The sequence below is a fragment of the Methylocaldum marinum genome (assembly GCF_003584645.1).
In the GTDB taxonomy this organism is placed as follows: Bacteria; Pseudomonadota; Gammaproteobacteria; order Methylococcales; family Methylococcaceae; genus Methylocaldum; species Methylocaldum marinum.
In genome coordinates this window covers 1,644,174-1,658,911 of the sequence record NZ_AP017928.1, presented here as the reverse complement: position 1 = coordinate 1,658,911, position 14,738 = coordinate 1,644,174, and the positions used below count along the sequence as shown (strand labels likewise).

16 protein-coding genes are annotated in these 14,738 nt (G+C 58.1%); 6 read left to right on the top strand and 10 right to left on the bottom strand.

From position 1 onward, the window contains the following. Positions 1–154: 154 nt before the first annotated feature. Together sS8_RS07160 and sS8_RS07155 are read left to right on the top strand one after the other, a co-directional pair. Positions 155–1,171 (top strand): hypothetical protein, encoded by a 1,017-nt coding sequence (locus tag sS8_RS07160; RefSeq protein WP_145986440.1) that lies wholly within the window; start codon positions 155–157, stop codon positions 1,169–1,171. Further along, positions 1,158–1,607, top strand: coding sequence for a hypothetical protein (locus tag sS8_RS07155; protein ID WP_119629044.1), 450 nt, complete (start codon positions 1,158–1,160; stop codon positions 1,605–1,607). Before sS8_RS07160 ends, sS8_RS07155 begins: the two co-directional genes overlap by 14 nt. A 299-nt stretch (positions 1,608–1,906) precedes the next feature. On the opposite strand, the gene asd is transcribed toward sS8_RS07155, so the two are convergent. From asd to sS8_RS07125, 6 genes are all read right to left on the bottom strand, one after another. Then, positions 1,907–2,806: an archaetidylserine decarboxylase gene (gene asd / locus sS8_RS07150; protein ID WP_119632653.1), complete on the bottom strand. Its 900-nt coding sequence runs from the start codon at positions 2,804–2,806 to the stop codon at positions 1,907–1,909. A gap of 32 nt (positions 2,807–2,838) precedes the next feature. Beyond that, positions 2,839–3,945, bottom strand: a complete 1,107-nt coding sequence (locus sS8_RS07145; RefSeq protein WP_232020550.1) for a pyridoxal-phosphate-dependent aminotransferase family protein — start codon at positions 3,943–3,945, stop codon at positions 2,839–2,841. 80 nt (positions 3,946–4,025) lie between these two features. Continuing rightward, the gene (locus sS8_RS07140) at positions 4,026–5,000 is read right to left on the bottom strand and encodes a hypothetical protein (protein WP_232020549.1); all 975 of its coding nucleotides are present in this window, start codon (positions 4,998–5,000) and stop codon (positions 4,026–4,028) included. Positions 5,001–5,005: 5 nt separating this feature from the next. Next, complete coding sequence (locus sS8_RS07135) at positions 5,006–5,977, bottom strand: 2-hydroxyacid dehydrogenase (RefSeq protein ID WP_119629042.1); 972 nt, start codon at positions 5,975–5,977, stop codon at positions 5,006–5,008. Between the two features lie 159 nt (positions 5,978–6,136). Continuing rightward, the gene (locus sS8_RS07130; protein WP_119629041.1) at positions 6,137–7,321 is read right to left on the bottom strand and encodes an aminotransferase class V-fold PLP-dependent enzyme; all 1,185 of its coding nucleotides are present in this window, start codon (positions 7,319–7,321) and stop codon (positions 6,137–6,139) included. 446 nt (positions 7,322–7,767) lie between these two features. Next, entirely contained in the window at positions 7,768–8,442 is a 675-nt protein-coding gene (locus tag sS8_RS07125; RefSeq protein WP_119629040.1) for a Bax inhibitor-1/YccA family protein, read from the bottom strand. Positions 8,443–8,678: 236 nt separating this feature from the next. Between sS8_RS07125 and sS8_RS07120 the strand changes: the two genes are divergently transcribed. From sS8_RS07120 to sS8_RS07105, 4 genes are all read left to right on the top strand, one after another. Then, entirely contained in the window at positions 8,679–9,668 is a 990-nt protein-coding gene (locus sS8_RS07120) for a Tim44 domain-containing protein (RefSeq protein ID WP_119629039.1), read from the top strand. A gap of 61 nt (positions 9,669–9,729) precedes the next feature. Beyond that, positions 9,730–10,230, top strand: coding sequence for a TlpA family protein disulfide reductase (locus tag sS8_RS07115; protein ID WP_119629038.1), 501 nt, complete (start codon positions 9,730–9,732; stop codon positions 10,228–10,230). Beyond that, the gene (gene hemJ / locus sS8_RS07110; RefSeq protein WP_119629037.1) at positions 10,231–10,656 is read left to right on the top strand and encodes a protoporphyrinogen oxidase HemJ; all 426 of its coding nucleotides are present in this window, start codon (positions 10,231–10,233) and stop codon (positions 10,654–10,656) included. It abuts the gene before it with no gap. A gap of 58 nt (positions 10,657–10,714) precedes the next feature. Further along, entirely contained in the window at positions 10,715–10,930 is a 216-nt protein-coding gene (locus tag sS8_RS07105; protein WP_119629036.1) for an FmdB family zinc ribbon protein, read from the top strand. A gap of 53 nt (positions 10,931–10,983) precedes the next feature. Here the strand turns inward: sS8_RS07105 and sS8_RS07100 are convergent, their stop codons facing one another. From sS8_RS07100 to sS8_RS07085, 4 genes are all read right to left on the bottom strand, one after another. Further along, entirely contained in the window at positions 10,984–11,712 is a 729-nt protein-coding gene (locus tag sS8_RS07100) for a UDP-2,3-diacylglucosamine diphosphatase (protein ID WP_119629035.1), read from the bottom strand. A gap of 22 nt (positions 11,713–11,734) precedes the next feature. After that, positions 11,735–12,253, bottom strand: coding sequence for a peptidylprolyl isomerase (locus sS8_RS07095; protein WP_179952421.1), 519 nt, complete (start codon positions 12,251–12,253; stop codon positions 11,735–11,737). A gap of 93 nt (positions 12,254–12,346) precedes the next feature. Further along, a complete protein-coding gene (locus tag sS8_RS07090; protein ID WP_119629034.1) occupies positions 12,347–13,006 on the bottom strand; it encodes a carbonic anhydrase in 660 nt (219 codons plus the stop codon). Beyond that, entirely contained in the window at positions 12,978–14,606 is a 1,629-nt protein-coding gene (locus sS8_RS07085) for a SulP family inorganic anion transporter (RefSeq protein ID WP_119629033.1), read from the bottom strand. Before sS8_RS07085 ends, sS8_RS07090 begins: the two co-directional genes overlap by 29 nt. Between the last annotated feature and the right edge of the window lie 132 nt (positions 14,607–14,738).

Here is a 14,738-nt window from a genome sequence, read left to right as displayed (position 1 = left end):
TCGCCAATTTTTTGCTCCTTTTGGTGACTTGGAGGTCCCAAAAGGTTTCGCAAAAAATGGCGACGCAATCGCTCTCCGATTGGCCTTGCATGGTGGAAGACCTGGAGGGACTGGTTGCGCTGGCCGGCGCCGAAGGCCGCAAGAGGTCGGGGGCTTGATCGCATTGACCCTGGCATTGTTTCATTCCGATCCGAAACGCTGCATCGCCACAGCCGACAGGGCGGTCGAGCGGAGCCGCGATCTCGCCGACATCCGCCCCGGAGCATACGCGGCGGCCAACCGGGCGCTTTTCCGCCTCACGTTTGGTTTGTGCCGGGAGGAAGCGGACGACTGGGCCGCGGTCGCCCGGGGCGCGGAATTCGCCCGCTTGGCGGGAGACCGGACGTCCCTGGCGCTGTATTACACCCAGCAAACCGTTATGGATCTCGATCGGGCCGATTACAGCGGTGCCTTGAGGTCCGCGCAAGAGGTCATGCATTTGGGCGAGGCGATGGGCGATGGTTTCAATTACATGTCCGGCAAGTATTATTCCGCTTGGGCTTTGCTCCATCTCGGAAGATGGGGAGAATTGAGGCGCATACAGGCGGAAGGGCTGTTGGCGGCGGAGCAAAATGACAGTCCGATGCCCCGGTCGCTTTTCCACTTGGCTGCCGCGGCCTTGTATCTGGAAGCGCTGGATTACCGAGGTGCGCTGGTGCTGTGTAGACGTGCCACCCCGCGGCATACGGACGCTTATGCCGTGCCGCTCTTTGTGCTTTTGAAGAGCCGAGCGCATCTGGCCCTGGGCCGGCATCACGAGGCGATTTGTTGCCTTGAGAACCTTGCCCAGATGGCCGAACGATTGCGTCGCCATTTTTTGCGAAACCTTTTGGGACCTCCAAGTCACCAAAAGGAGCAAAAAATTGGCGACGAGTTATTGCCTTCGGCGCCCCGGCCGTCCCCGCTCGTCTGGTCCGGACCCAACAAGGGGTCCGGACACCGCTCGCAGATGACTCGACGCCCGGTCGCGATGCCTTGTGTGAGACCTCCGACCGCCGCTATCGCGTCGACCTTCGGTCTCACACCCGGCGCTCGGGCTTCCGGGGACTACTCGACTCGCTCGCTCACTCGCTCCATGTCTCGCAGCGGCGGATGGCTTGTTCAGTTTGCGGAATCGGATGATGCTCTATGAGAGCCTGGGCGAATACTGGCTGACCATGGGGAAACCCGTGCAGGCCCGAACCGAAGCGCAGCGCTTGATCGAGGTTGCCGTCCAGCCCGGCGATCGCCACTTTCTGGCGCTGGGACACCGGCTCCTGGCCCGGATCGCGATGGCAGAGGGGGATTGGTACGAGGCGGAAAGCCAGGTTTCCCTGGCGCTCGCCATTATCGAAGGCATCTTTATCCCGATGGCGGCGTGGCGGATCTACGCGGCCGCAGCGGATTTGAAGGAAGGGCAAGGGTGTATACGGCCGCGGCCGAAGTCTACAGGAACCGCAGCGCGGCGGTTCTGCGTGCGCTGGCCGACTCGCTGGAAGAAACCGACTTGCTGCGCCGGTCGCTACTGGCCGGTTTGCCGGTGCAGAAAGAGGCCTATTAACCCGGCCTATAACTATAGGCCGGGTTAATCCGGGGTAGGGATGCGCCGGCGCGGCGACAAGCCGCGTGAGCCCAGGCCGGGCGTGTACCGGCCTGATTAATAATTCCAATTTGCTCTCAGTTAGGTACTAATGTTTTTGTAAGGTGGGTTAGGCCGTGAGGCCGTAACCCACCGAGCGACCTCGAATTGGTGGGTTACGCGGAGCCTGTCCTGAGCCAGCGCCATCGACGGGTTTCGCTTCGCTCTACCCGTCCTACGATGAATGTTTGCTCGAATGCTGAATGGAATAACCCGGCTGGTTCCACCGACTGGATCAGGTATTGGTCTTCATGCTGTCCGCTGGCGGTTGTCGGAACTTTTGGCTGTCTGAGCTCTGAGTCGGCCCAAGGTCTGTCCCATGCGGACGATAGTGTCGGCCTGCAACGATTCATCCCAATCCACCACGCCATCGCCGAATAGCACGATAACGGTGGAGCCCATGTTGAAGCGCCCCATCTCCTGGCCGCGCGCGAGCACCGGCGGATTTGCCGGGTAATCCCAGGTTCGTACGGTCTTGCCGGTCGGCGGGGTCACGACGCCATGCCAAATCGTTTCGATGCTGGCGACGAAGATGGCCCCGACGAGGACCAGGGCCATGGGGCCGATTTGGGTGTCGAACAGAGCGATGACCCGTTCGTTGCGTGCGAACAGATTCGGGACATTGGCCGTGGTGGCCGCGTTGACGCTGAACAGTTTTCCGGGGACATGGATCATCTCCCTGAGCGTCCCGCCCAGGGGCATGTGTAGACGATGATAATCCCGCGGCGAGAGGTAGATTGTCGCGAATCGGCCGTTGGTGAACGGTTCTGCGTTATCGGGGTTTCCGCCGAGCAACTCGAGCACGCTGAACTCTTTTCCCTTGGCCTGGATGATGCGTCCCTCGGTAATCGCTCCGATTCGGCTGACGGTGCCGTCAGCCGGACAGACGACCGTGTCCGGGTCGAGCGGGATCGGGCGGGCATTCGGCTTGAGCGCACGCGTGAAGAACTCGTTGAAGCACCCGTAAGCCGCCGGGGCGGGCTCGAGAGCCTGCGTCATGTCGACGCCGTACAGCTTGATGAAAGTGCGGATCATCGAGTCTTTGAAGAGGCTGTTACGGCATCGGGTTATCGAGCCCATCAGGCGCGACAGTCCATGCTGGGGCAGCGCATGCTGGCCGAGCGCGAAGAGTTTTTCGGAAATAGGCATGATCGAATAGTCGATGCTAGCGGTACAAGGGATCAATAACCGCGGTCGGCCAATACCTTTTGAGCCGCGTTTATGGCCGCACCGGCGGCAATCGAGGCTTTGCTTTCGGCGAGCACCGCTTCGAGAGCGCTCAAGCAGAGCAGGATATTTTTCGGGGATGCACTGTATCCCATGAGTCCTATGCGCCAAATTCGGCCGGCCAGCGCGCCGAGTCCCGCTCCGATTTCAAGGCCATAACGATTGAGCAGGGCAGAGCGGACCTGAACATCGTCGGCGCCGTCCGGGATTGCGACGGCATTGAGCTGCGGCAAGCGGGCGGCTTCCGGTACGATGAAGCGTAGTCCCATCGCCTCGAGGCCGGCCTTGAGCGCGATATGCATGTCGCGGTGCCGTTGCCAGGCATTCTCCAGCCCCTCCTCCTGCAGCAGCACCAAGGCTTCATGCAGCCCGTACAAGGCATTGATCGGCGCGGTGTGATGATAGGCACGTTTGGTGCCGCCGCCCCAGTAGTTCATGACCAGGCTGAGATCCAGGAACCAGCTCTGGACTTTGGTCTTGCGATTCTTGATGACGTCGATCGAGTGTTGGTTGAAACTGACCGGCGAAAGGCCGGGCGTACAGGACAAACACTTCTGCGATCCGGAATAGATGGCGTCGACGTTCCATTCGTCCACTTCGAGCGGAGAACCGCCGAGCGAGGTCACCGCGTCCACGATGACCAGGCAACCGTGTTCGTGCGCAAGCCGGGTGATGGTCTCCACGTCGGAGCAGGCGCCGGTCGAGGTCTCGGCCTGAACGAAGGCGACGATCTTGGCTTCCGGGTGTGTCTTGAGGGCATCGGCCACCTTGTTCGGATCGACGGGCATGCCCCATTCGTCTTCCACCAGCACGGTCTTGCCGCCGCAACGCTCCACGTTTTCCTTCATCCGGCCACCGAACACGCCGTTCTGACAGACGATTACGGTATCACCGGGTTCCACGAGATTGACGAAACAGGTTTCCATGCCCGCCGAGCCGGGTGCGGAAACCGGCAGGGTCAGTTCGTTTCGGGCCTTGAAGGCGTAGTGCAGCAAGGCCTTCATTTCATCCATCATGTCGATGAAGCGAGGGTCGAGGTGACCGATCGTCGGTCGCGCCATGGCCTCCAAAATTCTCGGGTGGACATCGGAGGGGCCGGGGCCCATTAAGGTGCGGACTGGAGGGTGAAAGGATCGGATGCTCATTTTTCGATGTTTTGTTTAATGTGTACGTGAGTGAACTGATGATGCTCGTCGAGATAAAGAGTCAGGTCAGCGCGGCCCGGCATTTCATCCAGCGTATGCCGAGTGAGACGCTCGTAGTGCATGATGAAGCGCCGCAACGCGGCGGGGTCCATCAAGCGGTGCCGGTCGTTCGGATCGGTTTTTTCCGCGAGTTTCCGCTCCTGCAAGCTTCGCCAGGCGAAGACGCTGTCCATTCCGGGGACTTTGAGCATGATCAGCCTGTTTAATTCCCCAAACAGAACGGCGTATTCGCTTTTGAGCCGATCGTTGACATAGCGGCGCCAGGCGCCGTCGGAATCCTCGTTCTTCTCAAGTTCATTGACCGCCGGGACGAGCTCGTCGTCGGACTGCGGTCGTGTGCCGACGCACCAGCCTTCGAAAATCACGATATCGGGACAGCCTTGAAATACCGGCCATTCGGCGACGGGCTTGCGATCATCGCGAGCCTTGTCGAAGGCGGGCAGGGGCGTCAAGGTATCGGTTCCGGCCGATTTCAGCGCGCGGAGAGTTTCGAGCCCCAAATCGGTGTCGTGGGTGCCGGGTACGCCCCGGGTGAGCAAGAGCCGATGGACCCCTTGCGCCAAACGCTCGCGTTCGGCCCGGGTCTTGTAGATATCGTCTATGGAAAACCCGGCGACGCGGAAACCGTAGGCTTCGGTCAGGACTAACCGGAGAAAGTCGCACAGCGTGGATTTTCCCGAACCCTGGGCGCCGTTGATGCCCAGGATCAGAGTGTCGGCGGATTTTTGCCGGCGCACCCAGGCGGCGAGCGGAAGATAAACTGCAGCGAGTCCCGCGGTCGAGCTCTCTTCGATCCGATGTGCGCGCACCCGCTCGGTAAAGACCGGCCGGAGACGTTCCCACAGCTCGTCGTACTCGGCGGTTGAGAGCAATTCAGCAGGCCAGAACGGGCTCGACTCAGCGGCGGACACGGCGTTCAGACCACTTTGTCCCTGGGCGTATTTCCAGCGAAGAAGGCCGTAACGTTTTCGATGACCCGCATGCCCATGGCCTCGCGGGTTTCCAGGGTCGCGCTGCCGAGATGAGGCAATAGCGCGACGTTGTCCAACTCGAGAAAGTCCTTGTTCAGCTTGGGCTCGCCCTCGAACACGTCCAGCCCGGCGCCCCTAATCGTTTTCTTCTTCAGGGCTTCGATCAGAGCCGCGTTGTCGACGACGTCGCCGCGAGCGGTGTTGATCAGGTAGGCCGTGGGTTTCATGAGTGCGAGGCGTTCGGCGTTGATGAGGTGACGATTTTCCTTGCTGCCGGGGCAGTGCAGGGCGACGAAATCGGCGCGGCGCAGTACCTCCTCGATGCTGTCGCATGGTTCGGCCTCGAACGATTTGAGGATTTTCGGAGCCGGCGGATAAGGGTCGAAAAAGATGATCGGCATATCGAACCCGAAATGCGCCTTCTTGGCCATCGCTCTGGCGATGCGGCCGAAACCGATCAGGCCCAGGGTCTTGCCGGTGACCTTGGTACCCATCATGTGCGTGGGGTGCCATCCGGTCCATTCGCCGTTGCGCACATGGCGTTCTCCTTCGCCGCCGCGGCGGGCAGCCATCAGCATCAGCAGCATGGCGATATCGGCGGTGCAATCGGTGAGCACGTCGGGGGTATTGGTGACGGTGATGCCGCGCGCCTTGGCCGCTTCGATATCGATATGGTTGAAGCCCACGCCGAAGTTGCCGAGGATCTTGCAGCGCAGCGGTTCGGCGCTTAGCACATCGGCCGTGATGGGGTCCGTTACAGTCGGCATGACCACATCGTGATTGCGCAGAGCGTCCTTCAATTCCTCGGCGGTCATCGGATGGTTATCGGCGTTAAACGTAACGTCGAACAGTTCCTGGAGCTTGGCTTCGCAGGCTTCGGGCCAGCGGCGCGTGACTAAGGCTTTGGGTTTGCTCATGGTGCGGGTTCCAAATTAGGTAAGGCGGGCATTGCCCACCTTACATGAGTTTCATACCTCTCTCCTTGGAAGATCCTGAGCGAGTCGGCCGGGTTATCGCCGGCCTGCGTCGAGCTGTTGCGGCTCCTGCGGAGCGAGGGAGGTTCCGGTGAAGGCCGATCAGCGCAGTTTGACGGCCGGCGCTGTTTCGCGCCAGTACTCGCAGGCCGCTGCGATGCCGCTGCCCGGCGTGACCTGGATCCCGGTGTCGCGCATCGCCATTTCGGCACCTGCGATCGCGCTGCACAGCATGAGTTCGTTGAGATCGCCGAGGTGTCCGATGCGGAATACCTTGCCCATGACCTCGCTCAAGCCGGCACCGAGGGAGAGATTGTAGCGATGATACGCGTAATGCATGACGTCGCGGGCATCGTAGCCCTGCGGCACGACGATCGCGGAAACGGTGTTCGAGTACCATTTCGGGTCGCGTGCGCACAATTCGAGTCCCCAGGCTTTGACAGCGCGGCGCACGCCCTCGGCTAGCCGTTGATGACGGGCGAACACGTTAGGGAGTCCTTCTCCGAGCAACAGGTCGATGGACTTGCGCAGGCCGTAGAGCAGCGGGATCGATGGCGTATACGGAAAGTAGCCGCCGGCGTTATGCGTCATCTGGTCTTGAATGTCGAGGAAGCAACGACGGCTCTTGGCGCTTTGGCGGGTATCCAGGGCTTTCTGGCTGAAGCAGAGCAAGGCGAGACCGGCCGGCAGCATGAAGCCTTTCTGTGAACCGGCGAGGCCTATGTCTATACCCCATTCGTCCATACGGAAGTCGATGCTGGCGATCGAACTGACTCCGTCCACGAAAAACAGTGCCGAATGCCCTGCTGCATCCAATGCCTTGCGCACGCCCGCCAGATCGCTGGTGACGCCGGTAGCGGTTTCGTTATGGCAAATCAGAACGGCCTTGATGTCTTGTTTGGCGTCGGCCTTGAGCCGCGCTTCCAAGCGGTCCAGGGGAACGCCTTCGCCCCACGGGATTTCTTCATGTTCTACATCGAAGCCGAGGCGGTTTGCCATTTCTATCCACAGGTGGCTGAACTGGCCGAAGCGATAGGCGAGGACTTTATCGCCGGGAGATAATGTGTTGTTCAGGGCGATTTCCCAGCCGGCGGTTCCGGTGGCAGGAAAGATGAAGCATTGCCCATTTTGGGTCTGGAAGATTTTCTTGAGGTCTTCCAACAATGGCTTAACCAGATCCGGGAAATCGGGGCGCCGGTGATCCTCCATCGGTACGTGCATGGCGCTCAAGATGGAATCCGGAATATTGGTGGGACCGGGAACGTAGAGATGATTGCGACCTGGCATGAATGTCACCTTATTGGAACGTGGTTATCTCGGAACGGCACGAATTGCGCTTGGAGCTAAAAAACCGGATGTGGACCGCCGAAGGCCGCCCAAAAAGAGCCCTTAATCATGCCACAGGGGGTGGGCTGACATCAAGGTGGATGGGTGCTCGGGGAAGGTTCACGATGGATTCGAGCGCAGCAGTGCCACTGAGATGGCGGGTGACTCGCGGTCAGTGTTCCGTTGGGCTGCCATGGCGCGTATGGCTGCCACGGCGAGCCGGGTTCATTTCTCCGGAATGAACGATCAAGCGGGCAAGGCGAGGCCCGGGTCAGGCGTGTAGCCGATCGATTCCGAGCGCATCGAGAACCGCACGGTTCCCGCGCGCCGGAAGTTTTTGAGATACGTGTGATTTCTGGAGCGGGAAAGCTCCCGCTCCAGTGGTATTTTGTGACCAGGACCTCGAGTTATTCGTCGCCGCCGAAGACGCCGAGCAAGTGCAGGAGGCTGGTAAACAGATTGAAGATCGAGACATACAGAGTCACCGTGGCGAGAATGTAATTACGCTCGCCGCCGTGTACGATCACACTCGTTTCGTAAAGGATGAGGCCCGCCATCAAGACGACGAACATTGCCGATACCGCGATGTGAAGTCCCGGCATGTCCGGGAGGAAAAGTGCAGCAAGTCCAGCCAGGAAAGCAACCAGAATGCCGGCGGTCAGCATGCCGCCTAGAAAGCTGAAATCCTTCCGCGTGGTGAGCGCGTAGGCCGACAGCCCCAGGAAAATGGCTCCGGTGCCGCCCAGGGCGGTCATGACCAGCTGTGCACCATTCCCCACATGGGTCAGGTAGATATTGAGAATGGGTCCAAGGGTCAGTCCCATGAAGCCCGTCAGCGCGAACACGAACACCAGTCCCAGCGCACTGTTCTGAAATTTCGAAACCAGGAACAGCAAGCCGAAATATCCGACCAGTGTCAGAAGAATTCCGGGATGCGGCAGTTCCAGGGCCATGGACAAGCCGGCCGTAAACGCGCTGAAGGTTAGCGTCATGGCCAGCAATGCGTAGGTATTGCGAAGGACTTTGTTGGTTTCCAATACGCTGGCGGAAGCACGAGCGTATGCCGGATTGACTTGATTCATAATGATCTCCTTATGGCTTAGGATAATCGGGCTTTTGGACACGGAAATGGTACAGTAGTTTTTTTAGACGCGTAATAGCCTGAAGTTGACGAAGTTTTTCATGGCCGAGCCGTCAGGGCAAACCTATCCCCCCGTTAACGGGGCTAATGCTCTATTTTGGCGCAGAAGGTTGATTTTTCAATATTCGTTGCCATATAACAAACAAATACGATTTATTGATTACACATAGGCTATTGATGAAGAAGCTAACCGGACTGATACTAAGCGTATTGATCGGGGTTTCACTGACCGTGGCGGGAACCGGTGATGCTTACGCCAAGCGCATGGGCGGCGGCAAGTCGTTCGGCAGCCGGCCGTCGTACAGCGTGCCGTACAAGCGCTCTACCGACATGACGCAGCCCGCCTCTCAAGCACAGCGGCAGGCTTATCAGTCTTCGTCGCAGAGGAATCAGGCGGCGCGCGAGGCGATGTCGAGAAGGGGCGGACTGATGGGAATGCTGGGTGGTCTCGCCCTGGGCGGTTTATTGGGCGCTCTTTTCTTCGGAGGAGCCTTCGAGCATCTCAACTTCTTGGACCTCTTAGTCTTTGCGCTGATTGCATTTATGCTGCTCAGGCTTTTCGCAGCCAGGCACAGAGCCGAAAGCCGCGGACCAACGCCTATGGAAGGTTATCAGCCAGGGGCCGATTCAAGCCATGATCGGCCGTTCGATCGGGCTTACCAGCGCCAAGCCGATCACGTGTCCGCGGGCAAGTCGGGTTTTGACACCGATGTTTTGTTCGGAAGGGGGCGTGGCAGGTCTGCGGGCCGGACCGTCAGCGATGCCGGAGGGGCAAGCTCGAGCTCGATTCCTGCGGATTTCGATTCAGCCGCATTTCTATCCGGTGCCAGAGCTGCCTACGAGATGATGCAGAAGGCCTGGGACGAGGGAGACCTTGTCCAGTTAAGGTCCTTGACCACGGATAAGGTCTTCGGGGAGCTTCAGGATCAATTGAAGGCTCGCGGGGGCGTGATCAACCGGACCGAACTGCTCAAGATTGAAGTGGAACTCCTTGAAGCGCGCGACCAAGGAGCGGACCGCGAGGCGACCGTGTTGTTCGACGTCATCATGCGCGAATCTCCCGAGGAGCGGCCCGAACAAGTACGCGAGGTGTGGCATTTCGTGAGACCGAGAACCAGCCGTCAACCAACATGGCTCCTGGACGGAATCCAGCAGCTGGAAGATTGAGCAGCATAGAACAGGAGGAGGGAGAAGATATGCGTCGATCTATCGTCCCTCCACCCGCCTCATGAAGAACGCGAGAATCTGGTTTTTAGCGGCCGCCATCGTCATGGTGGCAAGCTTCGGCCTATATCGATGGGATTTCAGGCAGAACGCTCCCGATGCCGAATTCGTTACGATCACGGGCGAGCGCATTCTATTGAGAGAACTCCGTGGTCATCCGGTGCTGGTAACGTTCTGGGCCAGTGATTGCCGTGCGTGCCTTGAAGAGATACCGGAATTGGTGGCGTTATACCGGGAGTTTTCAGAGCGAGGATTTAAGTTGATCTCGGTTGTTATGTCGTATGATATCCCCAGTCGGGTTTTAAGCTTGGCCCGGGCGAAGCAGTTGCCGTACCCGATAGTTCTGGATCCTCGCGGGCATTTCGCGGAGACCTTCAACCGGGTCCAATTGGTTCCGAACAGTTTCCTGATTGCACCGGACGGTCATATCGTGATGCATCAACTGGGACGAATCGATGCGCGGAATCTGCGTGAACGAGTCGAGCAATTGTTCGGAGAAGTGTAAGTGATGTGGCTGAAAGCCTTTCATCTCATCTTCATGGTGACATGGTTCGCCGGTTTGTTTTATCTACCTCGCTTGTTCGTTTATCACACGATGAGTGCCGACGCCGTCAGCGTCGAGCGATTCAAGATCATGGAGCGCAAGCTCTACTTCGGGATCATGACGCCCGGAATGGTACTGACTCTGCTATTTGGATTATGGATGCTCCACGACTATGCTTGGGAAGCCTACGGTGACAGCGGTTGGTTGCGGGCTAAGCTGTTCCTGCTGGGATTGCTGGTGGGCTACCATGTTTTGTGCGGAAAATGGCTGCAGGAACTGAAGTACGATCGAAATACTCACAGTCATATTTTTTTCCGCTGGATGAATGAAGTACCGGTTTTCTTCCTGTTTTCAATCGTACTTCTGGCAACGCTCAAGCCATTTTGATCTTGCCTATCCGTTTTTCAAATAACTATTTTTGCCGATCTAAGTCGAGGAAAACGACGTGCCAACTTACGAATATCAGTGCCAAGCCTGTAAGAACGAATTCACCGCGATGCACAAGATCAGCGAGGCGGCGCCCAACTGCCCGAATTGCGGCGGTGACGTGCGGAAAAAACTATCGGCTCCGGCCGTGCATAGTGGCAGCGGCTCCAGAAAAGAGACTGCCATGAGCCAGGGACACGGTTGTGGAGCCGGGGCATGCGGCTGTAGGCACTAAGCCGCATAAGATGACCGATTGACTGATTGTCGTTTCAAGGACGGAAACGACTTTCACTTATCGATCGCTTCCGTACGGAAGCTTTCCGGACTCCAGCATAGAACCGTCTCGCTATGTCCCCACTCGGGGAGAACAAAACGTCGACAGGATTTATTGTCGATCATGAGTTGGTGGATGGCAGGACGGTGCGTATGGCCGTGGATGAGCTGTTCCACGCCATAGCGACACATCGTATCCTTAACTGCCTCCGCATTGACATCCATGATTTCCGCAGGTTTGCCGCGCTTATCGAGACCGCTCCTGAAGCGATACCAGCGGGCATATAAGCGGCGCAGCCAAAGTGGCTTGGCTAAGGCCGTCTTTTTCCAGGCGTCGGTGCGAATGCGTTCCCGCGCTCTTTGATACTGGAGGTCATCGGTACACAGGAGATCTCCGTGGGAAACCAAGGTGGCAGTCCCGTAGAGATCGATAATCTCGTAGTCGCCGAGAAGACCGATGCCGGTTTCCAGAGCAAAAGCCTCTCCAAGCAGAAAATCCCGATTACCGTGCTGGAAGTATATTTGAGTACCGGAATCGGTAAGCCGCCTGAACGCAGACTTTACCTCCCGGTTAGGCGAGTGGTCGTCGTCATCTCCGAGGTAGGCGTCGAAAAGATCCCCCAAGATGTACAGCCTCTCGGCACCGCTTACGCGGCGGTCCAGGAAACGCAGGAAACGCTGCGTAATTGCCGGCCGTGCAATGCTGAGATGCAGATCGGAGATAAACAGCGTTTCGTTTTTCAAGGACGGGGCGGTTTCGATTCGACTATTGACTGACTACGGTCGCTTTCTGAATGATGATCGGCGTCTGCGGGACATCGGATGCCATCGGGCCGCCGGAGCCCGTCGGGATCTTTGCCATCTTGTCCACCACTTCCATGCCTTCGCTAACCTCGCCGAAGACAGCATATCCCCAGCCTTGTGGCGTTGGGCTCTTATAATCCAGGAATGCGTTGTCGACGAAATTGATGAAAAATTGAGCCGTGGCGGAATTAGGGTCCGGAGTGCGGGCCATGGCTATCGTTCCGCGCGAGTTCTTGAGTCCGTTATCGGCTTCGTTCTTGATGGGCGGGTGTGTCGGCTTCTGCTTAAAATCCTCAGAATAGCCACCCCCTTGCGCCATAAAGTTCGGTATGACTCTGTGGAAAATGGTCCCGTCGTAATGCCCCTCTTTGACATACGTCAAGAAGTTTTCGACCGTCGTGGGGGCCTTGGCTGAATCCAGTTTCAGGACTACGTCCCCGAGATTGGTCTCCAACCTGACTTGAGGGGCTGGTTCGTTCATTTTTGGTTTCTCCGCTGCGTTGGATGATAAGGCTAAGCCGAATAGACAGGCGAAAACGATCTTGTCGAGCTGCATGATATACCGCATCAATGGTTACACGTCCTTCGCGCCGACATCTTCAGAGCTTTGTTCGTAAATCGAATCAAGAGGGCTATCGGCCTCAAGCGAAGCGATTTCCTTAATAATACCGTCATTCAGCCCATAAACCCACCCGCGCAGATCCGGCCGGTTGCCCGCTCGCCAGGCTCGCTGAATGACCGAGGTTTGCGCCAGGTTATGAACCTGTTCTGTGACATTGAGTTCGACCAGGCGGTTGTGACGCCCTTCGTCCGAATTTTCGCCATTGATGGTCTCTCGGTGGAGTCGATAGATATCCTTGATGTATTTCAGCCACTTATTCATGAAGAGATGATCCGGATGCGGTTTTTCCATTGCCGCCTTGATGCTGCCGCAACCGTAGTGGCCGCAAACAATGATGTGCTTCACCTTCAGGAAATCAACCGCATACTCGAGTGCGGCCAGAAAATTCATGTCCATGATCGCCACCTGATTGGCGATGTTCCGATGAACGAAGATTTCACCGGGTTCGGTTTGGGTGACCTGATCGGCATGGACCCGGCTGTCGGAACAGCCGATCCAGAATACGTCCGGGTTTCGTGGCTGTCGAAGTTTATGGAAGAATTCAGGATCGTGCGCGGCTTTCTCCTGGGCCCAAGCCCTATTTTCAAGCAGCAGCCTTTCGAGCGGTTTCATAATTTTCTCCTGTTACACTGTGTTGTTTGTCGGCGCCCAAGAGGCGTTGCGTCGCTCTTCCGGGTGCGCCGTTAAGGTTCTTCAGTTCGACGGTGATATTGTCGTCCGAAGCCGCGGCCACGAAGTCGTGGATGGTTTCCAGGATGTCCTGGTCGATGAATTGGGCCCGGGTCGCATCGATGATGACATAGCCGTTCTCGTCGATACTGTCGAGATAACGCCGCAACAAGGCCTTGTTCAGAAAAGACACGTCCTTGTGTAGCCGCAAGAGATAATTGTTGCCGTGCCGGGTCAGCGTGATCGCCGCCTGGAAATTGGTCCGAATCACGTAGTACAGGCCGATCACCATCCCGACGGCAATGCCCTTCAAAAGATCGGTCATCAGGATCGCCACGATGGTGATCACGAACGGGACGATCTGGCTTGTGCCCTTGGCGTACATCTCCTTGAACAGCTTGGGCTTGGCCAGCTTGTAGCCGGTCAGGAGCAGGATCGCCGCCAGGCAGGCCAAGGGAATCAGGTTCAAATACTGGGTGATGAACATCACGCTCAACAGCAGCATCACGCCGTGAATGAAACACGCCATCTTGGTGCGTCCGCCCGCGTTCACGTTGGCGGAACTGCGCACGATCACCGCCGTCATCGGCACTCCGCCGATAGAGCCGACGATCAGATTGCCGAGACCCTGCGCCTTCAACTCGCGATTGGTCGGAGCGACCCGCTTCAAGGGGTCGATCTTGTCCGCGGCTTCAAGGCTCAGGAGCGTCTCCAGGCTCGCGATGATAGCGATGGTGACGGCGATGGTATACACCTCGGGATTGGCCCACTGGGTGAAATCCGGGAAGGTGAACTGCTGGAAGAAGCCCTCGACGCCCCGGATCTCCGGAAGCCTCACCAGATGCTCCTGGGCGATCGCGAAGGCCGGCGCGAACTTCGCCGAGAGCAGGTTGTACGCCACCCCCCAGAGCACCGCCACCAAAGGCCCCGGAATCAGACCGAGAACGGCATTGCGCTTGAACAGCGAGGTCTCCCACATCAGCATGATCCCGATGGCGACCAGGCTTACGATCACGGCTCCGGGCGAAATCGCTTGGAGCGAATAGGCGATCTCGGAAAAAGTCGTGTGGCCGTCCGGTTGAACGTAGGCTTCGTTGCCCTCGAAATCGGCGTCATAGCCGACTGCATGCGGGATTTGTTTCAGGATCAGGATCAGGCCGATGGCCGCCAGCATGCCTTTGATCACGGCCGCCGGGAAGTAGGCGCCGATCACCCCGGCCTGGAGAAAGCCCAGGACCAGTTGCAGTCCGCCGGCGATGACGACGCTCAGCAGCAAGGCCTGGAAGCTGCCGAGCTTGTCGATGGCATTGAGCACGATCACGGTGAGGCCTGCCGCCGGGCCGCTCACGCTCAGCTGTGAACCGCTGGCCCAGGCGACCACCAGGCCGCCGACGATGCCGGTGATGATGCCGGAAAACAGCGGAGCGCCCGAGGCGAGCGCGATCCCCAGGCACAACGGCAGGGCTACCAGGAACACGACGACGCCTGCGGGAACGTCGTTCCGCAGATGACTTACGTAATAACCGATATGTTTGTGAACCATGAGCTAAAACCCTGTTGTTCGGAGTGGTTGCGCGATCTGTCGAGCACGGTCGGCTCCGTTGCCTAAAGGTTCGTTGTCTTTTTCCGACAGAACGCAGATGAATCGGTGAATTGGAAGATCGATCGCGGGACC